Annotated in this window: 25 protein-coding genes; 2 read left to right on the top strand and 23 right to left on the bottom strand. The window is 64.8% G+C overall.

Annotated elements, in window-relative coordinates; translation table 11 throughout:
- Positions 1-4: 4 nt before the first annotated feature.
- The 22 genes from ACSQ3P_RS04660 to ACSQ3P_RS04555 form a co-directional block, all read right to left on the bottom strand.
- A complete protein-coding gene (locus ACSQ3P_RS04660; protein WP_069691710.1) occupies positions 5-475 on the bottom strand; it encodes a peptidylprolyl isomerase in 471 nt (156 codons plus the stop codon).
- The gene (locus ACSQ3P_RS04655; RefSeq protein WP_436164441.1) at positions 475-1,122 is read right to left on the bottom strand and encodes a hypothetical protein; all 648 of its coding nucleotides are present in this window, start codon (positions 1,120-1,122) and stop codon (positions 475-477) included. Before ACSQ3P_RS04655 ends, ACSQ3P_RS04660 begins: the two co-directional genes overlap by 1 nt.
- Before the next feature lie 36 nt (positions 1,123-1,158).
- On the bottom strand, positions 1,159-1,704 hold the full coding sequence (locus tag ACSQ3P_RS04650) for a peptidylprolyl isomerase (RefSeq protein ID WP_069691712.1): 546 nt from the start codon (positions 1,702-1,704) through the stop codon (positions 1,159-1,161).
- Between the two features lie 378 nt (positions 1,705-2,082).
- Entirely contained in the window at positions 2,083-2,313 is a 231-nt protein-coding gene (locus tag ACSQ3P_RS04645; RefSeq protein WP_069691713.1) for a DUF1467 family protein, read from the bottom strand.
- Entirely contained in the window at positions 2,310-2,717 is a 408-nt protein-coding gene (locus ACSQ3P_RS04640; RefSeq protein ID WP_436164440.1) for a RidA family protein, read from the bottom strand. The genes ACSQ3P_RS04645 and ACSQ3P_RS04640 overlap by 4 nt, the downstream gene beginning before the upstream one ends.
- A gap of 5 nt (positions 2,718-2,722) precedes the next feature.
- Complete coding sequence (gene mce, locus ACSQ3P_RS04635; RefSeq protein WP_436164439.1) at positions 2,723-3,127, bottom strand: methylmalonyl-CoA epimerase; 405 nt, start codon at positions 3,125-3,127, stop codon at positions 2,723-2,725.
- A 178-nt stretch (positions 3,128-3,305) separates the two neighbouring features.
- Positions 3,306-4,976: a ribonuclease J gene (locus ACSQ3P_RS04630; protein ID WP_436164438.1), complete on the bottom strand. Its 1,671-nt coding sequence runs from the start codon at positions 4,974-4,976 to the stop codon at positions 3,306-3,308.
- Positions 4,977-5,086: 110 nt separating this feature from the next.
- A complete protein-coding gene (locus ACSQ3P_RS04625) occupies positions 5,087-5,845 on the bottom strand; it encodes a biotin--[acetyl-CoA-carboxylase] ligase (protein WP_436164437.1) in 759 nt (252 codons plus the stop codon).
- Between the two features lie 132 nt (positions 5,846-5,977).
- Entirely contained in the window at positions 5,978-7,405 is a 1,428-nt protein-coding gene (nuoN, locus tag ACSQ3P_RS04620) for an NADH-quinone oxidoreductase subunit NuoN (RefSeq protein ID WP_310149320.1), read from the bottom strand.
- Between the two features lie 12 nt (positions 7,406-7,417).
- The gene (locus ACSQ3P_RS04615; RefSeq protein ID WP_436164436.1) at positions 7,418-8,929 is read right to left on the bottom strand and encodes an NADH-quinone oxidoreductase subunit M; all 1,512 of its coding nucleotides are present in this window, start codon (positions 8,927-8,929) and stop codon (positions 7,418-7,420) included.
- Positions 8,930-8,933: 4 nt separating this feature from the next.
- A complete protein-coding gene (gene nuoL, locus ACSQ3P_RS04610; protein ID WP_436164435.1) occupies positions 8,934-10,943 on the bottom strand; it encodes an NADH-quinone oxidoreductase subunit L in 2,010 nt (669 codons plus the stop codon).
- Positions 10,944-10,969: 26 nt separating this feature from the next.
- On the bottom strand, positions 10,970-11,278 hold the full coding sequence (nuoK, locus tag ACSQ3P_RS04605; protein ID WP_092165894.1) for an NADH-quinone oxidoreductase subunit NuoK: 309 nt from the start codon (positions 11,276-11,278) through the stop codon (positions 10,970-10,972).
- Positions 11,275-11,895, bottom strand: a complete 621-nt coding sequence (locus ACSQ3P_RS04600; RefSeq protein WP_069691721.1) for an NADH-quinone oxidoreductase subunit J — start codon at positions 11,893-11,895, stop codon at positions 11,275-11,277. Before ACSQ3P_RS04600 ends, nuoK begins: the two co-directional genes overlap by 4 nt.
- 129 nt (positions 11,896-12,024) lie before the next feature.
- On the bottom strand, positions 12,025-12,513 hold the full coding sequence (gene nuoI / locus ACSQ3P_RS04595) for an NADH-quinone oxidoreductase subunit NuoI (RefSeq protein ID WP_103716946.1): 489 nt from the start codon (positions 12,511-12,513) through the stop codon (positions 12,025-12,027).
- A gap of 37 nt (positions 12,514-12,550) precedes the next feature.
- Complete coding sequence (gene nuoH, locus ACSQ3P_RS04590) at positions 12,551-13,570, bottom strand: NADH-quinone oxidoreductase subunit NuoH (protein WP_436164434.1); 1,020 nt, start codon at positions 13,568-13,570, stop codon at positions 12,551-12,553.
- Positions 13,571-13,576: 6 nt separating this feature from the next.
- On the bottom strand, positions 13,577-15,640 hold the full coding sequence (gene nuoG, locus ACSQ3P_RS04585; RefSeq protein WP_436164433.1) for an NADH-quinone oxidoreductase subunit NuoG: 2,064 nt from the start codon (positions 15,638-15,640) through the stop codon (positions 13,577-13,579).
- 4 nt (positions 15,641-15,644) lie between these two features.
- Entirely contained in the window at positions 15,645-16,949 is a 1,305-nt protein-coding gene (gene nuoF / locus ACSQ3P_RS04580; RefSeq protein WP_092165906.1) for an NADH-quinone oxidoreductase subunit NuoF, read from the bottom strand.
- 10 nt (positions 16,950-16,959) lie between these two features.
- The gene (gene nuoE, locus ACSQ3P_RS04575) at positions 16,960-18,198 is read right to left on the bottom strand and encodes an NADH-quinone oxidoreductase subunit NuoE (protein ID WP_436164432.1); all 1,239 of its coding nucleotides are present in this window, start codon (positions 18,196-18,198) and stop codon (positions 16,960-16,962) included.
- Complete coding sequence (locus tag ACSQ3P_RS04570; RefSeq protein ID WP_092165910.1) at positions 18,198-19,388, bottom strand: NADH-quinone oxidoreductase subunit D; 1,191 nt, start codon at positions 19,386-19,388, stop codon at positions 18,198-18,200. The genes nuoE and ACSQ3P_RS04570 overlap by 1 nt, the downstream gene beginning before the upstream one ends.
- 12 nt (positions 19,389-19,400) lie before the next feature.
- A complete protein-coding gene (locus ACSQ3P_RS04565; RefSeq protein ID WP_436164431.1) occupies positions 19,401-20,003 on the bottom strand; it encodes an NADH-quinone oxidoreductase subunit C in 603 nt (200 codons plus the stop codon).
- Between the two features lie 9 nt (positions 20,004-20,012).
- Entirely contained in the window at positions 20,013-20,597 is a 585-nt protein-coding gene (locus ACSQ3P_RS04560; RefSeq protein WP_069691732.1) for a NuoB/complex I 20 kDa subunit family protein, read from the bottom strand.
- A 64-nt stretch (positions 20,598-20,661) separates the two neighbouring features.
- Positions 20,662-21,042 carry an NADH-quinone oxidoreductase subunit A gene (locus tag ACSQ3P_RS04555; RefSeq protein WP_069693835.1) on the bottom strand — a complete coding sequence of 127 codons (381 nt, stop codon included), beginning with the start codon at positions 21,040-21,042 and terminating at the stop codon, positions 20,662-20,664.
- 310 nt (positions 21,043-21,352) lie between these two features.
- On the opposite strand from ACSQ3P_RS04555, the gene ACSQ3P_RS04550 reads away from it, so the two are divergent.
- Positions 21,353-21,664 (top strand): HdeA/HdeB family chaperone, encoded by a 312-nt coding sequence (locus ACSQ3P_RS04550; RefSeq protein WP_436164430.1) that lies wholly within the window; start codon positions 21,353-21,355, stop codon positions 21,662-21,664.
- A gap of 2 nt (positions 21,665-21,666) precedes the next feature.
- A complete protein-coding gene (locus ACSQ3P_RS04545; RefSeq protein WP_436164429.1) occupies positions 21,667-22,290 on the top strand; it encodes a YcbK family protein in 624 nt (207 codons plus the stop codon).
- A gap of 20 nt (positions 22,291-22,310) precedes the next feature.
- On the opposite strand, the gene ACSQ3P_RS04540 is transcribed toward ACSQ3P_RS04545, so the two are convergent.
- Entirely contained in the window at positions 22,311-23,075 is a 765-nt protein-coding gene (locus ACSQ3P_RS04540; protein ID WP_436164428.1) for a molybdate ABC transporter substrate-binding protein, read from the bottom strand.
- Positions 23,076-23,119: the final 44 nt, after the last annotated feature.

Below are 23,119 nucleotides of genomic sequence, written 5' to 3'. Positions count from 1 at the left end.
TGGATCAGGCCACGTCGGCCAGAACCTTCATCGAGACGATGGAGTCGGGATCGCGCACGGGCTCGCCGCGCTTGATCTTGTCGACATTCTCCATGCCTTCAACGACTTCGCCCCAGGCGGTGTACTGCTTGTCGAGGAAGCGGGCATCGTCGAAGACGATGAAGAACTGGCTGTTGGCCGAGTTCGGGTTCTGCGAGCGAGCCATCGAGCAGATGCCGCGCACATGTGGCTGCGCATTGAACTCGGCCTTCAGGTCGGGCAGCTCCGAGCCGCCGGTGCCGGTGCCATGCGGGCAGCCGACCTGAGCCATGAAGCCGTCGATGACGCGGTGGAAGACGATGCCGTCATAAAAGCCCTGGCGCGAGAGCGTCTTGAGGCGCTCGACATGGCCGGGAGCCAGGTCGGGGCGCAGCTTGATGACGACTTTGCCCTTGGTGGTTTCCATGACGAGGGTGTTCTCGGGATCGAGCGACATCAGATCTGCCTTTCTGTAAACGGCGCACGGCCGTGGAAGCGAATGGAAAAAGGTCGCCCCGCGATACTCGCTCCGAGCTGCGGCGACAACCTCATCGGTGTGCAATCGCGAACGGCGGCGACGACGGAGTCCGTGAAACGCTGGCGCAGGGCCGGGTCGGTCCGCCTGGTTTCCCAGCTCACGCGCGGTTGGCCGAAGAGCGAGCCGTCACGGCGCAGGCTGAACCTGACCGTCGCCATGACGCCTGTATCGGGGCCATCGATGACGGGCGGATGCCAGCAGCGCCGCAAGGCAGGCGCGATATCGATGAGACGAGCGAGCGCCTCGCCTTCGAACGGTTTCGTCGAAGGCGCAAGCCCGCCCACGACACCGACCTCGCCGCTGCCCGACTCACGCGGCGGCCTGATCCTGCGATAGCCGCTGCCGGGTATGTCGTCCCCGCTGAACGGACCGCCGACGCCAGGCATGTAGCGCTGCCCCGACTGCGGCGGCAGAATGGGGTTCTGCGAACCGGATGGCGGCGGCAGGACGGGATTTTGCGACCCGGAGGCCGGCGGCAGGCCGAGATCGCGCGTCTCCTGCGCGCCGGCTGAGCCCGCGACCAGCAGCAGAGCGAGACAGGTGAGAGCCGCGCGCAGCATTGTCACGGCCCTCCCCTGACTGGTCCTGCTTGTGGTTCGCCGTTACTTGGCGTCGGCCTGCAGGCGCATGCGGACGATCTTGTCGGGGTTCGTAACCTGGCCATTGGCCGATTGGCTGCCCTTCTTGATCTTGCGCACGGCGTCCATACCGGAGACGACCTCGCCAAACAGCGTGTACTGGCCGGTCAGGGAACCGCAGCCCTCAAAGCAGATGAAGAACTGCGAATTGGCGGAATCCGGCGATTGCGAGCGGGCCATGCCGACCGAGCCGACCTTGTAAGGCGTCGGGGTGAATTCGGCCGGCAGGTTCGGCAGATCGGACTTGCCGGTGCCGGTGCCGGTCGGGTCGCCGGTCTGGGCCATAAAGCCGTCGATGACGCGGTGGAAGACGATGCCGTCATAGAAGCCGCGCTTGGTCAGCGCCTTGATCTGCGCGACATGCTTGGGCGCGAGATCGGGCCGCAGCCGGATCGTCACAGGCCCGTCCTTGGTCTCCAGGACCAGTGTATTGGCCGGGTCCGGTGCCTGGGCCTGGGCCATGCCGAGCGAGGCGATGAGGGCAAGAGCGGCGAGAGAGCTGCGCAGCATAGACGATCTCCATGGCAACCGGCGAGCCCGGCTGGTCAGGCACTCGCCTAGCGGCATCCTTTGGCCGGAACAAGGCGGGAAAACGCCCCAGATAGAACTTTGCTGCACCGCACAAGTGCAACGCAGAATAAACTTGCAAAAAGATCAGGCTGCACATGCCTAAAGTGGTGACAGCCCCGTCATAATCCGCTAATCATTCGTGGCTGGACACGCTTTGCGATTATCAAAGCGCTGCGGACCAGGTCTCGGGAGGAACAAACGCCCGCCTAGTATATGAGTCGCGCGCGATGAGATGCGTGCCGTTACTGCGGTAAAAACAGACTTCCAAGGCAAGGCATTGGCCTTGCCTTTTTCTTTTTGAAGTCCAACGCGCGAAGACTAAAGATCGAACTTCGCCCAGATATACCAGACGAGCGCAAAGACCACCCCGGCGATGACCGAGGTGATCAAGGCCTTCTTGAGCAGGCCCGGAAGAACCGGCGCGCCCGGTTCAGTGCCGTCCGTGACCTCGCCGGCCTCAGCCTGACTGCGCACGCCGAAAGGCAGCACGGCAAACAGCACCGTCCACCAGATCACGAAATAAACGGCGAGCCCGCCGGCAATGGTCATGAGCGGTCATCCCTTGTCTCATCGCCGGCGAGTGCGATGCAGGAAAAGGCGACGCGCGCCTGCGTCGGCACGCCGAAACGGGCCGTATGGCGTGCCGGCAACCCGCCCGGAAAATGCTTCACATATTCGGCGTTGCAGGCGGCATAGTCGTCGGGGTTGGTGATCAGCATCGAGACCTGCACGACGCGATCGAGGCTGCTGCCCGCCTGCGCCAGGATCTCGGCGATCTTCGCCAATGCGTTGCGAACCTCCTCGGCTGGCGTGTCACCGCGAAAGACGCCACGCTCGGGATCATGCGGCGCCGAATGGCCGGAGACGAAAATCAGGCCGCCCGCCCGCGTTGCGGCGCTGAAAGGGCGCGGCGATCCCGCTTCCGGCTCGCCGAAGAAGGTGATCTCGTCCATCGCACTCAGGCCTGCTCGAGCTCGACGAGCGTGCCGCAGAAATCCTTGGGGTGCAGGAACAGCACCGGCTTGCCATGGGCGCCGATGCGCGGCTCTCCGGATCCCAGAACGCGCGCCCCTGTCGCCTTCAATCGATCGCGGGCAGCCAGGATGTCGTCGACCTCGTAGCAGATGTGGTGGATGCCGCCATCGGGATTGCGCTCGAGGAATTTCGCGACGGGCGAGTCAGGGCCCGTCGGCTCCAGCAATTCGATCTTGGTGTTCGGCAATTCCACGAAGACCACAATCACGCCATGCTCGGGCTGCGGCAGCGGCTGCGAAACCCGCGCGCCCAGCGTATCGCGATAGAGCGCCGTCGAGGCCGTGAGATCCTTCACGGCAATGGCGACGTGGTTGAGGCGTCCGATCATGGCTTTCCCTTCATCGAGCTTACCATCCTGGCTCTGAACCACACGGTCATCCCGGACAAGCTGCGCAGCAGCGCCGATCCGGGATCCATTGTAGAGCGCAGTTCCCTACGATGGATCCCGGATCTCCGCTTCGCTGCGTCCGGGATGACGCGGTGGTTCCGAGCAAAGTCGTGCCAGCTTAAACCTCGATCACCAGCGCATGCACCAGCGGCTTCTTGCCCCATTCCTCATTGACGGCACTGCGCAGGCCGCGCTCCAGCGCATTGCGGAGCGCCTCGGGATCGCGCCGGCGCGCCTTGGGGATGCCGTCGATCAATTCGGAGACAGCCTCGGCGACATATTCGTCGAAATCGGTGCCATCGCGCGTCCTCGGCGGCAGGCCCAGCACCGCGATCTCGGGATCGCCGGCGAGCCCGCCCTTCTCGTCGATAGCGACCGCGACCGAGATCATACCGGCGAAGGAGAGCTTCCGGCGCTCGGAGATGGTCTTCTCCAGCGCGTTCACCAGCAGCGTACCGTCCTGATAGAGGCGGCCATGCGTGACCTCGTCGACCTTGCTGGCGCCGTCGGGTGTGATCGCGACGACATCGCCATTGCCGGCACGCACCACGGTCTTGACGCCGAGCCCACGTGCGAAGATGGCGTGCTCCGACAGATGCAGATCCTCGCCATGGGCGGGGATGACGATCTTCGGCTTCAGCCAGCCATAAAGCCTGGCCATCTCCTCGCGGCGCGGATGCCCCGAGACATGGACGAGATGGGTGCGGTCGGTGATGATCTCGATATTGTCGCGCGCGAGCGCGTTCAGGATGTTGCCGACGGCCTTCTCATTGCCGGGAATGGTGCGCGACGAGAAGATCACCCGGTCGCCGGGCGAAAGCGCGATCTCGGGATGATCGTCGGAGGCGATGCGCGAGAGCGCCGCGCGCGGCTCGCCCTGGCTGCCGGTGAGCAGCGCCACGACCTTGTCGCGCGGCAGATAGCCATAGGTGTCGGCCGAGCGGAAGGCCGGGATGCCGTCGAGATAGCCGCATTCGCGCGCGACATCGATGACGCGGTCCATGGCGCGCCCAACAACGACGACCTCGCGCTGATCAGCCATCGCGGCCTCGGCGACGGCGCGCAGGCGCGCGACGTTGGAGGCGAAGGTGGTGACGGCGACGCGGCCCGGTGCGGAATGCACCAGTTCCTTCAGCTTGGCCGCGACATCGGCCTCGCTCGGGCTGGTGCCGTCGCGCATGACATTGGTCGAGTCGCAGATCAGCGCGAGCACGCCTTCGTCGCCGAGTTCGCGCAGCCGCTTCTCGTCGGTCGGCAGGCCGACCTGCGGCGTCGGGTCGATCTTCCAGTCGCCGGTATGGACGACGAGGCCGACCGGGGTGCGGATCGCCAGCGCGTTCGATTCGGGGATCGAATGCGCCACCGGCACGAATTCGATGTCGAAGGGGCCGAGCGTCACGCGGCCGCCCTGCGCCACCACATGCATAGGCACCTTGGGCGCGCCCGGCTCGGAAAGCCGGCGCGTCGCCAGGAGGCCGGCGGCGAAGCGCGTGCAATAGACCGGCGCGCGCAGGCTGGGCCACAAGGCCGCGAGCGCGCCGATATGGTCCTCATGCGCGTGGGTGATGATGATGCCGAGCAGATTGGCGCGCTCTTCGATGATGTAGCGCAGGTCGGGCAGGATGATGTCGACGCCGGGAACCTCGGGGCCGGCGAAGGACAGGCCGCAATCGACCAGGATCCATTTCCGCCGCCCTTCCGGCCCGAACCCGTAGAGCGCGGCGTTCATGCCGATCTCGCCGAGGCCGCCGAGGGGAACGAAGACGAGTTGATCACTGGAACGGGTCACTGAATATCCTGACTGGAATATGGATCGGCGTATGAACGCGGGAGATGAGCGGGAGCCCTACCATGCTGGGCGGCAGGTCTCCATAGCGCGACCGCGCCAATGCGTGTGGTTCAGGCCGGCGGGCCGAAAAACAGATCGCCGGCATCGATGGCACGGCGGCCGGTGGCGGTGTCCATTTCGAGCCGGCCGGATGGGTCGAGCCCGATGAAGCGCCCTTCGAGCGGGCCTTCCGGCAGCCTGATCGTGATCGTTTCGCCGAGAAAGGCGGCGCGATCCAGCCAGGCGGCGCGCGTTGGACCGAAACCACCGGGCTGCTGCCAGGCGCTGAAGCGCGCAAGCCAGGCCTCGCTGAGCGCCGTCAGCATCGCCTCGATGCTGGCAGCAGGCCGATGCTGCTTCAGGAAACTCGCCGGATAGGGCGTGTTTTGCGCGCAGGAGGCGATGTTGACGCCGAAGCCGATGATCACATTGAGCCGCCCTGCCCGGCTCTCACCTTCCAGCAGGAGGCCCGCCGTCTTGGCGCGCTCGATCAGCAGGTCGTTTGGCCATTTCAGAGCAAGATCGGGAGCCGCCAGCCCCGTGACGGCAGCTGCGGCGTCATGCAGCGCCAATCCGGCGACGAAGCCGAGCTGCGGCGCAAGCGCCGGCTCGCAAGGTGCGGTCAACAGCAGGCTGACATAGAGATTGCCGGGCGGCGACCCCCATTGCCGGCCATGGCGGCCACGACCGGCGTTCTGGCTGCGCGCGACGATCCAGAGCTTACCGGCATCGCCCTGGTCGAGCGCACGTCGCGCCTCCTCCATGGTGGAGCCGACCTCGTCACGGACGATCAGACGGTAACCGGCGGCGCGGGCTGCTTCGGCGATCATGGAGCGTTCCCGTCATTCTCGGGCGAAGCCCTCGGGTCCGGCCTTTGGCCGGCCCAAGGACAAGCCCCACGCAAACCCGAGATCTCTGTCGAGAGATGCTCGGGTCGAGCCCGAGCATGACGGGTGCTGCATTCAGAACAGCGACTTCGCCGCCGCGGCCGCCGAATTGAGCAGCGGCGCGGGGGCCAGCGACAGCACCAGCACGAAGGCCGCCGAGATCAGGAGCACGGCGCGCACGCCGATATCGCCCTTCTCGAAGGCGGGCTTGGCGTCGTCGAAATAGATGATCTTGACCAGGCGCAGATAGTAATAGGCGCCAACCACGCTGGTCACCACGCCGACCACGGCCAGGACATAGAGCTTGGCCTCGATCGCGGCGAGGAAGACGTAGAACTTCGCCCAGAAGCCGGCCAGAGGCGGAATGCCGGCGAGCGAGAACATCATCATCGACAGCGCGAACGCCATCCAGGGATTGGTGCGCGAGAGACCGGCGAGCTCGCTGATGTTCTCGACCGGCTTGCCGTCGCGGCGCATCAGCAGGACGCAGGCGAAGGCGCCCAGCGTCGTGGCGAGATAGATCGCCATATAGACCATGACGCCCTGCACGCCGTTGGCGGTGCCCGCGGCGAGGCCGACCAGCGCATAGCCCATATTGGCAATCGAGGAATAGGCGAGCAGGCGCTTGATGTTGCTCTGGCCGATCGCCGCGAAGGCGCCCAGCGCCATCGAGGCGATCGCGATGAAGATGATGATCTGCTGCCAGTCATGCAGCGCGCCCGGGAAGGCGCCGACGAAGACGCGCACCACCATCGCCATGGCCGCCATCTTGGGAGCCGAGGCGAAGAAGGCGGCGACCGGGGTCGGCGCACCCTCATAGACGTCGGGCGTCCACATATGGAACGGCACGGCCGAGATCTTGAAGGCGACGCCCGCCGCGATGAAGACGATGCCGAAGATCAGCCCAATGCCGGCATGACCGCCCTGGGTGGCAGCCGCGATGCCCGGGAAACTCACTGTGCCGGTGAAGCCGTAGACCAGCGACGAACCGTAAAGCAGCATGCCCGAGGAGAGCGCGCCGAGGACAAAGTATTTCAGGCCGGCCTCGGTCGACTTCGCATTGTCGCGGTCGAAGGCGGCAACGACGTAAAGCGCCAGCGACTGCAGTTCCAGGCCGACATAGAGGCTGATCAGATCGTTGGCCGAGATCATCATCATCATGCCGATCGTCGCCAGCACGACGAGGATCGGGAATTCGAAGCGCATCGAGCCGCTGCGGCGCAAGGCATCGGAGGAGAGTAGGATTGTGGCCGCCGCGCCCAGCAGCGTCAGCACCTTCATGAAGCGGGCAAATCCGTCAGCGACGAAGCTGCCATTGAAGGTGATGAGCTTGCCCTCGCCCGAGAGCACCAGGACGAGCGCGAGCACGAAAAGCGCGATCGCCGCGCCTTCGAGCAGGCGCGTCGAACGCTCCCCCTTGATCGCGCCGACCAGCACCATGGCAATGGCGCCAAGCGCGAGGATGATTTCCGGCAGAGCGGGGCCGAGGGCGGGAACGGTCATCACGGCCAAACCTTACTGAACGACCAGCATCGCCGTTTTCGCGGCGGTGAGTGCGGCCTGATAATTCTTGATGAGGGCTTCGGTCGGCGCAGCGAACGCGTCGAGGATCGTGCCGGGGCGGATGCCGTACCAGACCGTCAGCATGACGAGCGGCACGAGGATCACGATCTCGCGGTTGTTCAGATCCATGATGCCCTTGAGCTCCGGCTTAACCAACTCGCCGAACATGACGCGGCGATAGAGCCAAAGCGCGTAAGCCGCGGACAGGATGACGCCCGAGGTCGCGATGAAGGCAACCCAGGGATTGGCCTTGAAGGCGCCCAGCAGCGTCAGGAACTCACCGACGAAGCCGGCCGTACCGGGAAGACCGACATTGGCCATGGTGAAGACCATGAAGATGACGGCGTAGATCGGCATGCGGTTGACCAGCCCGCCATAGGCCGCGATCTCGCGGGTATGCATGCGGTCATAGACGACGCCGACGCAAAGAAAGAGCGCGCCCGAGACCAGCCCGTGGCTGACCATCTGGAACATAGCGCCCTGGATGCCCTGCGCCGTCAGGGTGAACAGGCCCATGGTGACGAAGCCCATATGCGCCACCGAGGAGTAGGCGATCAGCTTCTTGATGTCCTCCTGCATCAGCGCCACCAGCGAGGTGTAGACGATGGCGATAACCGAGAGCGCGAAGACGAAGGGCGCGAAATATTGCGACGCCTCCGGGAACATCGGGATCGAGAAGCGGATGAAGCCGTAGCCGCCCATCTTCAGCAGGATCGCCGCCAGGATGACGGAGCCTGCGGTGGGCGCTTCGACGTGTGCGTCAGGCAGCCAGGTATGGACCGGCCACATCGGCATCTTCACCGCGAAGGAGGCGAAGAAGGCAAGCCACAGCCAGGTCTGCATGCCGACCGGGAATTTATGCGCCAGCAGCGTCGGGATGTCGGTGGTGCCGGCGTTCCAGTACATCGCCATCAGCGCCAGCAGCAGCAGGACCGAGCCGAGCAGCGTGTAGAGGAAGAATTTGTAGGAGGCGTAGACCCGGCGCTTGCCGCCCCAGATGCCGATGATCAGGAACATCGGGATCAGGCCGGCCTCGAAGAACAGGTAGAACAGCACGAGGTCGAGCGCCACGAAGACGCCGATCATCAGCGTCTCCAAGATCAGGAACGCGACCATGTATTCGCGCACCCGCTTCGTTACGGATGTCCACGACGCCAGGATGCAGAACGGCATCAGGAAGGCGGTCAGCACCACGAAGGGGAAGGAGAAGCCGTCGACGCCGAGCTTGAACTTGATCGCGTCGGAGACCCAGCCATGGGTCTCGACCATCTGGAAGCCGGGATTGCCCGGCTCGAAGCGGCCCCAGGCGACCAGCGCCAGCACGAAGGTCGCGATCGTCGCCGCCAGCGCCGCATAGCGCGCATTCGAGTCGACCGAGGCCTCGTCGCCGCGCTGCGCCAGGATGAAGGCCGCGCCGACCAGCGGCAGGACGAGAAGACCGGTGAGGATACCGAAGCCGAACATCATCTCACCCGCGCGCCACGAGATACCAGGTCACAAAGCCCGCAACGCCGATCAGCATGGCGAAGGCATAGTGATAGACATAGCCGGTCTGGAGGCGAACCACCCGGTTGGTGACGTCGACGACGCGGGCGGAAATTCCGTCCGGCCCCATGCCGTCGATGACGAAACCGTCGCCCTTCTTCCAGAGGAACTTGCCGAGCCACATCGCCGGCTTCACGAACAGGAAGTCGTAGAGCTCGTCGAAATACCACTTGTTCAGCAGGAATTTGTAGAGCGCCGGATTGGCGGCCGCGAGCTTGCCGGGCACATCGGGCCGCAGCACGTAGCAGTAGAAGGCAAACAGGAAGCCCAGCACCATCGCAATGAACGGCGAGGCCACGACCCAGCCCGGCACTTCATGCATCGCGTGCAGGATGTGGTTGTCCTTGCCCATGAACAAGGCCGACTTCCAGAAATGCTCGAAGTCGTGGCCGATGAAGGCGTCCTTGAAGACGAAGCCGGCCGCGAGCGCGCCGAGCGAGAGCACGGCAAGCGGGATCAGCATCACCCACGGGCTCTCATGCGGCGTGTGGTCATGGCCATGGCCGTGATGATCGTCATGAGCGTGGTCGTCATGGCCGTGAGCATCGTGGCCGTGAGCGGCATGGGCGTCCGCGCCCCAGCGCGGCTTGCCCTCGAAGGTCATGAAATAGAGCCGCCAGGAATAGAACGAGGTCATGCAAGCGGCTGCGACCAGCAGCACGAAGGCATAGGAGCTGGCAAAACCGCCATGCGCCACCGAGGCATAGGCGCTCTCGATGATGGCGTCCTTGGAGAAGTAGCCGGCGAAGCCCGGGAAGCCAGTCAGCGCCAGCGTGCCAATGGTCATGGCCGCGGCCGTCAGCGGGATGTGCTTACGCAGGCCACCCATGTTCCGCATGTCCTGCTCGTGATGCATCGCATGGATGACCGAGCCCGCGCCGAGGAAAAGCAGCGCCTTGAAGAAGGCGTGGGTGAACAGGTGGAAGATGCCGGCGCCGTAATTGCCGACGCCGAGCGCCACGAACATGTAGCCGAGCTGCGAGCAGGTCGAATAGGCGATGACACGCTTGATGTCGTTCTGAACCAGGCCGACCGTCGCGGCGAAGAAGGCGGTCGTCGCGCCGATGACGACGACGACGGTCAGCGCGACCGGCGCGTATTCGAAGATCGGCGAGAGCCGCGCAACCATGAAGACACCGGCGGTGACCATGGTCGCGGCATGGATCAGCGCCGAGACCGGGGTCGGGCCTTCCATCGCGTCCGGCAGCCAGGTGTGCAGCAGGAACTGCGCCGACTTGCCCATGGCGCCCATGAACAGCAGCAGGCTCGCCAGCGTCAGCGCATGCCACTCATGGCCGAGAAACTTGAAGCTTTGATTGGTCAGATCGCCGACGCGCGGGAAGATCGCATCGAAGCCGACCGAGCCGAACAGCACGAAGACCAGGAAGATGCCGAGCGCGAAGCCGAAATCGCCGACACGGTTGACGATGAAGGCCTTCATTGCCGCCGCATTGGCCGAGGGCTTCTGGTACCAGAAGCCGATCAGCAGATAGGAGGCCAAGCCCACGCCTTCCCAACCGAAGAACATCTGGACGAGGTTGTCCGCAGTGATCAGCATCAGCATGGCGAAGGTGAAGAGCGACAGATACGCGAAGAAGCGCGGCCGATGCGGATCCTCGTGCATGTAGCCGATCGAGTAGAGGTGCACGAGGCAGGAGACGGTGTTGACGACGACCAGCATCACCGCGGTCAGCGTGTCCACGCGGAAGGCCCAGTCGACGCGCAGATCGCCTGACGCCATCCAAGTTGCGATCTGGACGCGGGTGGTGCCGTGGCCGAAGCCGACCTGGAAGAAGGCGATCCAGGACAGGACCGCCGAGACGACCAGCAGCGAGGTGGTAACGATCTCCGAGCCGCGCGCGCCGATCAGCCGGCCGAAAAGGCCAGCGATCAGGAAGCCGATCAGAGGGAGGAAGACGATCGCGTGATACATGGGCTGGATCCGGGCGCTCTTTGCGCTCAGCCTTTCATCATGTTGATGTCTTCCACCGCGATCGTGCCGCGGTTGCGGAAGTAGACGACGAGGATGGCGAGCCCGATAGCGGCTTCAGCCGCCGCAACCGTCAGCACCAGAAGCGCGAAGACCTGGCCGACGATATCGTTCAGGAAGCTCGAGAAGGCGACGAAGTTGATGTTGACCGCGAGCAGGATGAGCTCGATCGACATCAGGATGACGATGACGTTCTTGCGGTTGATGAAGATGCCGAGCACGCCGAGCGTGAACAGGATCGCGCTGACGGCGAGATAATGGCCCAGTCCGATCATCAGACCGTCTCCTCGATGCCGGCGCGGGAAGGAACCTGCTTCACTTCCATTGCAGTCGCCTTGGTGCGGGCGTTCTGCTGGGTGACGTCCTGGCGCTTGATGCCGACACGCTCGCGCAGGGTCAGCACGATGGCGCCGATCATGGCGACGAGCAGGACGAGCCCGGCCGCCTGGAAGTAGTAAATGTACTGCGTGTAGAGCACCTGGCCGAGCGCCGCGGTGTTGGTCAGATTGGCCGGGATCGGGGCCACCGGCGTGCTGACGATCTTGGGATCGATGACCCAGGCTCCGACCACCAGCAGCAATTCGACCGCGAAGATCAGGCCGATCAGCGCTCCGATCGGCAGATAGTTCAGGAAGCCCTGGCGGAACTCGGCGAAATCGACGTCGAGCATCATCACCACGAAGAGGAACAGCACCGCGACCGCGCCGACATAGACCACGATCAGCAGCATCGCCAGGAACTCGGCGCCAAGCAGCATGAACAGCCCCGCCGCGTTGACGAAGGCGAGGATCAGGAACAGCACCGAATGAACGGGATTGCGCGAGGTCACCACCATGAACGCCGAAGCGACGGTGACGCCTGCGAAGAGATAGAAGAAAGCCGCTGAGGCGTTCATCCTGGCCAGCCTTTCCGCCCTTGCGGGCGGTCCTCGTTGCAAAGCGACCGACTCTCGGGCCGGGCGCAGTTTGGAGCGTCTATAGTCAGGCCCATCGCGAGCGACAACCGCGCGACGGGCCCTGTCCCCTTACCGGTAAGGAGCGTCCATCGCGATGTTGCGCGCGATCTCGCGCTCCCAGCGCGCGCCGTTCGCGAGCAGCCTGTCCTTGTCGTAGAACAGCTCCTCGCGGGTCTCGGTCGCGAACTCGAAATTCGGTCCCTCGACGATGGCGTCGACCGGGCATGCCTCCTGGCAGAAGCCGCAATAGATGCACTTCGTCATGTCGATGTCGTAGCGCGTCGTGCGGCGCGTGCCGTCATTGCGGCGCGGCCCGGCCTCGATGGTGATGGCCTGGGCCGGGCAGATCGCCTCGCAGAGCTTGCAGGCGATGCAGCGTTCCTCGCCATTGGGGTAGCGGCGCAAAGCGTGCTCGCCCCGGAAGCGCGGCGAGAGCATGCCCTTCTCGAAGGGGTAGTTCAGCGTCGCCTTCGGCTTGAAGAAATAGCGCATCGACAGGACGAACGCCCCGACGAACTCCTTGAGGAGCAGACCCTTGGCGGCTTGAGCGAGTGTCATCGCACAAAATCCTTATGCATCGTCAGGGTGGTCATCATCACCGCACCGGACCCCAGCCCGTGACCTGCAGCACGAAGGCCACGACCACGACCGAGACCAGCGAGAGCGGCAGGAAGACCTTCCAGCCCAGGCGCATCAACTGGTCGTAGCGGTAGCGCGGCACGAAGGCCTTCACCATCGCGAACATGAAGAAGACGAGGCAGACCTTGAGCGCGAACCAGAACACGCCCGGCAACCAGGTGAAGGGCGCGATCGGGAACGGCGGCAGCCAGCCCCCGAGGAACAGGATCGTCGTCAGCGAGCACATGGTCATGATCGCCACGTATTCGCCGAGCATGAACAGCAGATAGGGCGTCGAGGAATACTCGACCATGAAGCCGGCGACGAGTTCCGATTCCGCTTCCGGCAGGTCGAAAGGCGGGCGGTTCGTCTCGGCCAGGGCCGAGATGAAGAAGACGATGAACATCGGGAAGAGCGGCAGCCAGTACCAGCGCAGCATGCCCCAACTGGTGTTCTGCGCCTCGACGATCGCGGTCAGGTTGAGCGAACCGACGCAGAGCAGCACCGTGATGATGACGAAGCCGATCGAGACCTCGTAGGAGACCATCTGCGCCGCCGAGCGCAGCGCGCCCATGAAGGGGTATTTCGAGTTCGAGGCCCAGCCGGCCATGATCACGCCGTAGACCCCCAGCGACGAGATCGCCAGGATGTAGAGCACGCCGACATTGATGTCCGCGATCGCCCAGCCTTCCGCCACCGGAATGACCGCCCAGGCGCCCAGCGACAGGAAGCAGGAGATCAATGGCGCCAGCAGGAACACGCCCTTATTGGCGCTGGACGGGATGATCGGCTCCTTGAAGGCGAATTTCAGCAGATCGGCGAAACTCTGGAACAGGCCGAAGGGCCCGACCACGTTGGGGCCGCGACGCAACTGCACCGCCGCCCAGATCTTGCGGTCGGCGAGCAGGATATAGGCGATGAAGACGAGCAGACAGACCAGCAGCAACAGGCTCTTGCCGAGCATGATCGCGAGGTCGAGGACGAGATCCCAGTTCATGGCCGCTTACTCCGCCGCCTGCCGCAACCGGCCTGAGGCCAGCGCCGAACATTCGGCCATCACGGCGGATGCGCGCGCGATCGGGTTGGTCTGGTAGAAATCACTAACGGGCGAGACGAAGCCGGCCTTCTCGGCCTTGCCGCCAAGACCTGCGAGCTTGCCGAGCCCGCTCGCATCCGACGCTGGCAGGCTGTCGAGAGCCGCGAAATGCGGACAGGCCTCGTAGAGCGCTTTGCGCAGGCCTGCGAGCGAGTCGAAGGGCAAGGTCTTGCCGAGCGCGGCGGAAAGCGCACGCAGGATCGCCCAATCCTCGCGGGCGTCGCCCGGCGGGAAGGTGGCGCGATCGGTCATCTGCACCCGGCCCTCGGTATTGGCGTAGGTGCCGGACTTCTCGGTATAGGCCGCGCCCGGCAGGATGACGTCGGCGCGATGAGCGCCCTTGTCGCCATGCGTGCCCTGATAGATCACGAAAGCGCCCGCCGGCACGTCGATCTCGTCGGCGCCGAGCAGGAAGAGCACATCGAGCGCACCCGGGCTCAGCATGCCGGCGACATCGAGACCGCCCTCGCCTGGCACGAAGCCGAGATCGAGCGAGCCGACGCGGGCGGCGGCCGTGTGCAGCACGCCAAAACCGTTCCAGCCTTCGCCTGCACCGCCCAGCACCTGCGCCGCCTTGGCGGCCATCGACAGGATCGCCGCGCCGTCGGCACGGGTGAGAGCGCCCTGCCCGACCAGAACCATGGGCTTGGCCTTGGCTGCGGTAGCCGTCTTGATCAGTTCGGCCAGCGTATCGCTGCCGGCGCCGAGATAGTCATAATCATAGGTCAGATCGACCTTCTCGCCGATCAGGCTGACCTTGAAATCGCCGCGCAGCCAGCGCTTGCGGATGCGCGCATTCAGGATCGGCGCTTCCTTGCGCGGGTTGGCGCCGATGATCAGCAGCGAATCCGCCTCGTCGAGACCAGCGATGCCCGCGTTCAGGATGTAGGAGGATCGGCCGAACTTCGGATCGAGCTTCGTGCCGTCCTGGCGGCCATCGAGATTGGCGCTGCCGAGCGAAGCCATCAGGCTTTTCAGCGCGAACATCTCCTCGACCGCGGCAAGATCGCCAGCGATCGCGCCGATCTTTTCAGGCTTGGCCGCCTTCACCTTCGCAGCGATCAGCGCGAAGGCCTCGTTCCAGCTTGCGGGCTTCAGCGTGCCGTTCTGGCGGATATAGGGCCGGTCGAGCCGCTGCGTGCGCAGGCCGTCGACGATGTGGCGGGTCTTGTCGGAGATCCACTCCTCGTTCACCGCCTCGTTGATGCGCGGCAGGATGCGCATCACCTCGCGGCCACGGGAATCGACGCGGATCGCCGAGCCGACCGCGTCCATCACGTCGATGGATTCGGTCTTGGTCAGCTCCCAGGGCCGGGCCTTGTTCTGATAGGGCTTCGAGGTCAGCGCGCCGACCGGGCAGAGATCGACGATATTGCCCTGCAATTCGGAGGTCATCGCCTGTTCGAGATAGGTCGTGATCTCCATGTCCTCGCCGCGACCGATCGCGCCGAGATCGGTGCCACCTGCGACTTCGGTGGTGAAGCGGACGCAGCGCGTGCACTGGATGCAGCGCGTCATCGAGGTCTTCACCAGCGGGCCGATATATTTGTCCTCGACCGCGCGCTTGTTCTCGGCATAGCGGGAATTATCCACGCCATAGGCCATGGCCTGGTCCTGCAGATCGCATTCGCCGCCCTGGTCGCAGATCGGGCAATCCAGCGGGTGGTTGATCAGGAGGAACTCCATCACCCCCTCGCGCGCCTTTTTGACCATGGGCGATTTGGTCGAGACGACCGGCGGCTCGCCATTGGGGCCGGGGCGCAGATCGCGCACGCCGATGGCGCAGGAGGCCTGGGGCTTGGGTGGGCCGCCCTTCACCTCGACCAGGCACATGCGGCAATTGCCGGCGATGGAGAGGCGCTCATGGAAACAGAAGCGCGGCACTTCGGCGCCCGCGGCCTCGCAGGCCTGGAGCACGGTGTAGTCGGCGGGAACGTCGACCTCGATGCCGTCGATGAGGAGTTTGGTCATTGTCTCACTCCGCCGCCATCAGTCGAACCGGCTCGGAATGCGGGTTCGCGGCATAATCGTCGATGCGCTTCTCGATCTCGTGACGGAAATGCGCGATCAGGCCCTGGATCGGCCAGGCGGCGGCATCGCCGAGCGCGCAGATGGTGTGGCCCTCGATCTGCTTGGTGACGTCGAGCAGCATGTCGATCTCGCGCTTCTGCGCCCTGCCCTCGGCCATGCGGCTGATGACGCGCCACATCCAGCCCGTGCCCTCGCGGCAGGGCGTGCACTGGCCGCAGCTCTCATGCTTGTAGAAATAGCTGATGCGCGCGATCGCGCGGACGATGTCGGTCGACTTGTCCATGACGATGACGGCCGCCGTGCCCAAGCCCGACTTCAGCTTGGAGAGCGAGTCGAAATCCATCGGCGTGTCGATGATCTGCTCGGCCGGAACCATGCGTACCGAGGAGCCGCCGGGAATGACCGCGAGCAGGTTGTCCCAGCCGCCGCGCACGCCGCCGCAATGGCGGTCGATCAATTCGCGGAAGGGGATGCCCATCACCTCTTCGACATTGCAGGGCTTGTTCACATGGCCGGAGACACAGAACAGCTTGGTGCCGACATTGTTGGGGTTGCCGAGCGAGGAGAACCAGGCCGCGCCACGGCGCAGGATGGTCGGCGCGACCGCGATCGACTCGACGTTGTTCACGGTGGTCGGGCAGCCGTAGAGGCCGACATTGGCCGGGAATGGCGGCTTCAGCCGCGGCATACCCTTCTTGCCTTCAAGGCTCTCCAGCAGCGCCGTCTCTTCGCCGCAGATATAGGCACCAGCCCCATGATGCACATAAAGATCAAAGGGATAGCCGTGCTTGTTGTTCTTGCCGATGAGGTTGGCCTCATAGGCCTCGTCGACGGCGCGCTGCAGCGCCTCGCGCTCGCGGACATATTCGCCGCGGATATAGATGTAAGCCGCGTTCGCGCCCATCGCGAAGGAGGCGATCAGGCAGCCCTCGACCAGCGTATGCGGGTCGTTGCGCATGATCTCGCGATCCTTGCAGGTGCCCGGCTCCGACTCGTCGGCGTTGACGACGAGATAGCTCGGCCGGCCATCGCTGACCTTGGGCATGAACGACCATTTCAGGCCGGTCGGGAAGCCCGCGCCGCCGCGCCCGCGCAGGCCGGACTTCTTCATCTCGTCGATGATCCAGTCCTTGCCCTGTTCGAGCAGGAATTTGGTGCCATCCCAGGCGCCGCGCGCCATCGCGCCCTTCAGCGAAAGGTCGTGCCGGCCGTAGAGATTGGTGAAAATGCGGTCGCGATCAGCAAGCATCGTCTTCGCCTCACTTCACCGGCTTGTCGCCGAGGGCCGATTCCGGCCGCCAGCCTGTCGCGAGTTTTTTCGCCTGCGAAATCCAGTCGTCGCGCGTCGCGCGGCCCTTGAAGCCGGTCAGTCGCGCATCGACCCAGGCGAGTTCCTCGGCCTTCCAGCTCGCGATCTGGTCGAAATGCCAGACGCCCATCGCGTTGAGCATCTTCGCAAGCTTGGGGCCAACGCCCCAGATCAATTCGAGATCATCGCCCTTGCCGCCGCGCGCAGCGCTCAGCAATTCCGGCTTCGACTCCGCGACGGCCGAGGCCGGCTCCGGTTCGGCCATCGGCTTGGTGGGGGCCTTGGCTGCTGCTGGCTTGGCCGCCGGCTTGGCAGCTTCCGTGACGGCCTTCGCCTCAACCTTGCCGCTGGCGGCCGGCGTGTCGCTGGCTGCACTCGAGGGCTGAGCCGGAGCGGAAGGCTTCGGCCGGCTTGCAGCCGCCGTCTCGCTCGCGGACTTGGTCTCGACGGCGGCGGGCGTTGCCTCGGCAGCCTTCGCAGCCGCTTCGGCAGCGGCCTTGGCCGCGGCGGCTTCAGCGGCAGCCTTGCGCTGCTCGGCAACGCGCTTCTGCCAATCGCCGGCGCCGATCACCGTGCCGTCATAGAGCGCGGGATCCTTCAAGGTCTCGCCGCCGCCGAGCGGCTCCGAGCAGGAGCGATCATTCTGCGGGCCGGGCTTGGTCGGCCGTCCCTGACGCAGATCGTCGAGGAGGGCGCGGAAATTGTCGGGCGTCAGGTCTTCGTAATAGTCGAAATTGATCTGCGCCATCGGAGCGTTGCAGCAGGCGCCCAAGCACTCGACCTCAAGCCAGGAGAGCTTGCCGTCGGCGCTCACGGTCGATTGCGGGCCGATCACGTCCTCGCAGACTTTCTTCAGCGCTTCCGCGCCGCGCAGCGCGCAGGGCGTGGTCCCGCAAAGCTGGATGAAATGCTCACCCACCGGCTGCAGGTTGAACATGGTGTAGAAGGTCGCGATCTCCATGACGCGCATCGGCGCCATGTCGAGCTTCCTGGCCACTGCCTCGATCGCGGCGCGCGGCACCCAGCCCTGATGCTGTTCCTGTGCTTTCCACAACAGCGGGATCACGGCCGAGGCCTGCCGGCCGGCCGGGTATTTGGCGATCTGCTGGTCGGCCCAGTTCTCATTCGCCGCATCAAAGGCGAAGGAAGCGGGCTGGACGTGATCGGGGGCTAGACGACGGACGGACATTAGCGGTCCACCTCACCAAAGACGATATCGAGGGAGCCCAGGATCGCGCTGACATCCGCCAGCATGTGCTTGCGGCACATGAAATCCATGGCCTGGAGATGGGCGAAGCCCGGGGCCTTGATCTTGCAGCGATAGGGCTTGTTGGTGCCGTCGGAGACGAGATAGACGCCGAACTCGCCCTTGGGCGCCTCGACCGCCGCATAGACCTCGCCGGCGGGCACCTTGTAGCCCTCGGTGTAGAGCTTGAAATGGTGGATCAGCGCTTCCATGGAGCGCTTCATCTCGCCGCGCTTGGGCGGCACCATCTTGCCGTCGAGCGAGGAGATCGGCCCGCCGCCGTCAGCCGCCAACAGCTTCTCGCAGCACTGCTTCATGATGCGGACGGACTGGCGCATCTCCTCCATGCGGATGCAGTAACGGTCGTAGCAATCGCCGTTCTTGCCGATGGGGATGTCGAAATCCATCTCCTCATAGCATTCATAGGGCTGCGACTTGCGCAGGTCCCAGGCGGCGCCGGAACCGCGCACCATCACGCCCGAAAAGCCCCATTTCCAGCAGGTATCGAGATCGACGACGCCGATATCGACATTGCGCTGCTTGAAGATGCGGTTGTCGGTGAGCAGGGTCTCGAGATCGTCGCAGACCTTGAGGAACGGATCGCACCATTCGGCGATGTCGTGGATCAGCGAGACCGGCAGATCCTGGTGGACGCCACCGGGCCGGACATAGGCCGCATGCATGCGCGCGCCACAGGCCCGCTCATAGAAGATCATCAGCTTTTCGCGTTCCTCGAACCCCCAGAGCGGGGGCGTCAGCGCGCCGACGTCCATCGCCTGCGTGGTGACGTTGAGGATATGCGAGAGGATGCGGCCGATCTCGGAATAGAGCACGCGGATGAGCTGGCCGCGGCGCGGAACCGTGACGCCCATCAGCTTCTCGACCGCGAGCGAATAGGCATGCTCCTGGTTCATCGGCGCGACATAGTCGAGCCGGTCGAAATAGGGCAGCGCCTGGAGATAGGTCTTGGCCTCGATCAGCTTCTCGGTGCCGCGATGCAGCAGGCCGATATGCGGGTCGACACGCTCGACGATCTCGCCGTCGAGCTCCAGCACCAGGCGGAGCACGCCGTGGGCCGCAGGATGCTGCGGGCCGAAATTGATCGAGAAATTCCGGATGTTGTGTTCGGTCATGTCCGGCTCCGATCAGGCTGTCTTCGCCTTCTCGTCGCCCGGCAGCACATAGTCAGTGCCTTCCCAAGGCGAGAGGAAGTCGAAATTCCGGAATTCCTGGTTCAGCTTCACCGGCTCGTAGACGACGCGCTTCTGCTCGTCGTCGTAGCGGACCTCGACGAAGCCGGTCAGCGGGAAGTCCTTGCGCAGCGGATACCCCTCGAAGCCGTAATCGGTGAGGATGCGGCGCAGATCGGGATGGCCCGAGAACAGGATTCCGTAGAAGTCGTAAGCCTCGCGCTCATACCAGTTCGCCGCTGGGAAGATCTCGATCACGGAGGGAACGGGCGTCGCCTCGTCGGTCTGGACCTTGACCCGGATGCGGTGGTTATGGCGCGGCGAGAGCAGATGGTAGACGACGTCGAAGCGCTTCTCGCGCTCGATATAGTCGGCACCCGCGATGTCGGTGAAGTTCACGAAGCGGAAGCGCGGATCGTCACGCAAGACCTTGAGAACCTGCACGATCGACGCGGCTTCGGCGTGAACCGTCAATTCGTCGAAGGCGACGACGGCTTGCGTCACCGCGCCGGGTAGCGCGGCCTTGATGTCTTCCCCGAGAGCAAGGAGATCGCTCATGACAGGCCCTCAGCGCTCGATCGTGCCGGTGCGGCGGATTTTCTTCTGCAGCAGCAGCACGCCATAGAGCAGCGCTTCCGCCGTCGGCGGGCAGCCGGGCACATAGATGTCGATCGGCACGATGCGATCGCAGCCGCGCACCACCGAATAGCTGTAGTGGTAATAGCCGCCGCCATTGGCGCAGGAGCCCATCGAGATGACGTAGCGCGGCTCCGGCATCTGGTCGTAGACCTTGCGCAGCGCAGGGGCCATCTTGTTGGTCAGCGTGCCCGCGACGATCATCACGTCGGACTGCCGCGGTGAGGCGCGCGGCGCGAAGCCGAAACGCTCGACATCATAGCGCGGCATCGAGAGCTGCATCATCTCGACGGCGCAACAGGCGAGCCCGAAGGTCATCCACATCAGCGAGCCGGTTCGCGACCAGTTGATCAGGTCGTCCGTCGCCGTGACCAGGAAGCCCTTATCGGCGAGCTCGCTGTTGATCTCGGTGAAGAAGGGATCGCGCGCGCCGACAGGCAAGCCGTCGGGGCCGAGCAGGCCCTTGGGCGCAGGCGCGACCAGCGGGTCGCCGCGATCGATCGCTGTTGTTGCCATGATCTGAACCCTTGTAACCCGTAACCGTCAGAGAAGTCGCAAAATCAGTGCTGCGGCCGGACGACTAGTCCCACTCCAGCGCCCCTTTTCGCCACTCGTAGACGAAGCCGACGGTCAACACGCCCAGGAAGATCATCATCGAGACGAAGCCATACCAGCCGAGCCCGCCAAACGCGACGGCCCAGGGGAACAGGAAGGCGACCTCAAGATCGAAGATGATGAACAGGATCGCGACCAGATAGAAGCGGACATCGAATTTCATGCGCGCGTCGTCGAAGGCGTTGAAGCCGCACTCATAGGCCGAGAGCTTTTCGGCATCGGGCTTCGAATAGGCGATGGCGAAGGGAGCCACCAGCAAGGCGATGCCGATGATGGCCGCGACGCCCAGGAAAATGACGAGCGGCAGATAGTCGTTCAGCAGGGACGGTACTGGGAGTGTTTGCATGGACATGTCCCCGCTTCGGGCGGCCAGGCGACGGCGCGCTGGCACAGTCGATTAGACCCTGCATTAGAATGAAGCAAGACTCCGCCGCGCTGCACAATCGCGCGAGAGGGTTGATTTCGACGCAGATTGGCAGGGATGTCGCAGCGCCTCTCCGCTCGGCTCGCCGTTCCGCAGCGACTGCGGTCGCTTTTTGCAGCATAGCGCAGGCTTCCCACTGGCTGTTTGCCACGCAAAGCGACACACTCGCGCCGAATCGACGTCTTGCGGCCAGGGCCGCCCCGGAGGGAGAAAGACCGCCATGGTGCTGCCCATGCAACGCTCTTTTCTGCTCGCCGCGGCGCTCGCCGCCTCCATTTCAGGAGGCGATCGCGCCAACGCCGAGGCCCTCGACCTGATGCGCGCGACCTGCGCCGACTTCGTCGCGATGAATGGCAACGACCAGAATCAGCTCTCGCTCTGGCTCGCCGGATATTATGCCGGCGGCGCGCAACGCCCCCTGCTCGACCTCGACAAGATCACGAGCGCGCCCGCCCAGCTGGCCGCGCTCTGCGCCAAGACGCCGCAGTTGCCGCTGGTCGGCGCCGAAACCCGCGCCGTCTTCCTGCCGACGCCGGCGCCCTGAGTGTGAGGTCGATCTCTTTGCCACTGGCGGCGCTGGTCCTCGCCTGCGCCCTGCAGCCCATCGCCGTCTCGGCGCAGGAGGGGCAGCTCATGCGTGCCCCACTGCCGCCGCAGCGCCCTTTCGATCTCGATTTGCCGGCGCAATCGATCTTACCTGTGATCGTGGTTCCAGCACCGGCAGCGCCTGCGCCAGGCCCAACTCCAGGCCCAAGCTCGCCGTTCGCCGCCGAGCCAGAAGATGAGGAAGGGCCGGAATGGCCCAAGCTCTCGCCCGGTCAGAAGGCCGGGGCCGAGCCGCAGTTCGACCCCAATGAAAAGCCCGAGCGGCCAGGCATCTCGACCGATCCCGGCACCTCCATCATCTGCCTGCCGCAGCGGCTGAAGGACATTCTCGGCAAGGTCGCCGACAAATACGGGGCCGTGAAGGTGACATCGACCTGGCGGCCGCCCTGGCGCGCGCGGCGCGGCTCCTATCACAAGCGCTGCGAGGCGATGGACTTCCGTGTACCGGGCGTGCGCCCGCGCGTCGTGCTGGACTATGCCCGCTCGCTACCTGAGGTCGGCGGCAACAAGGTCTATTGGAACGGGCTGATCCATATCGACACCGGGCCGCGCCGCCCCTGGTAAAACAGGCGACGGCCGCGTGATCAGTTCGGCGCGCTTTCCATGCCCTTCTCGGCCAGGATACGCTTGGCGGCATCGCTACCGAGAAAGGCGAGGAACGCCTTGGCTGCCTCCGGCTGCGTGCTCGCCGCCGCGATACCGCCGGTATAGGTCGTGTAGCTCTGGATCTCGGTCGGCAGCGGCCCGACCAGCGTCGCCCCCTTCACGGCCAGGATCTCGCTGATCTGGTGGATGGCGAGATCGGCCTCGCCGGTGACGAGACGCTGCGCAACCAGACCGCCCGGCACCAGCACGGCCTTGGCCTTGATTGCATCCGCGATGCCCATCGTCTCCAGCAGCTTGGCGAAATAGATCCCGCTCGAGCCGCCGGCCGCAGGATCGATATAGGCGACCTTTCCGGCGGCGAGCAGCGTGGCCTTGAAAGCCGCGACAGTCGCGATGTCGGGGCGCGGGGCGCCGTCCTTGACCGCCACGCCGACCGAGGTCCGCGCCAGGTTCCTCGGCGTGCCCGCAGCGATCTTGCCGGCCTCGACGAGTTCCTTGACCGCCGCAGGCGTCAGCACGGCAAGATCGAACGCCTCGCCCCCAGTGATGCGGCGCAGCAACCCGCCGGCGGTGTCGTTGTCGATGACGAGCTTGTGGCCGCTCTGCTTCTCGAAATCAGCGGCGACGGCAAGCACGATCGGCTTGAACGCTCCCGCCGTCAGAACCTTGACCTCGGCGGCTCCCGCAGGCCCCCAGGCGCAAAGGCTCGCTATCATGAAGCTGGCGACAAATGTGAAGCGCATGGACATCTCCGGCCGGCGCCATCTCTTGGCGGCTCAAGGCGATG

This window comes from Allobosea sp. LjRoot9, from assembly GCF_964252745.1.
In the GTDB taxonomy this organism is placed as follows: Bacteria; Pseudomonadota; Alphaproteobacteria; order Rhizobiales; family Beijerinckiaceae; genus Allobosea.
This window is presented reverse-complemented; position numbering and strand designations above follow the sequence as displayed.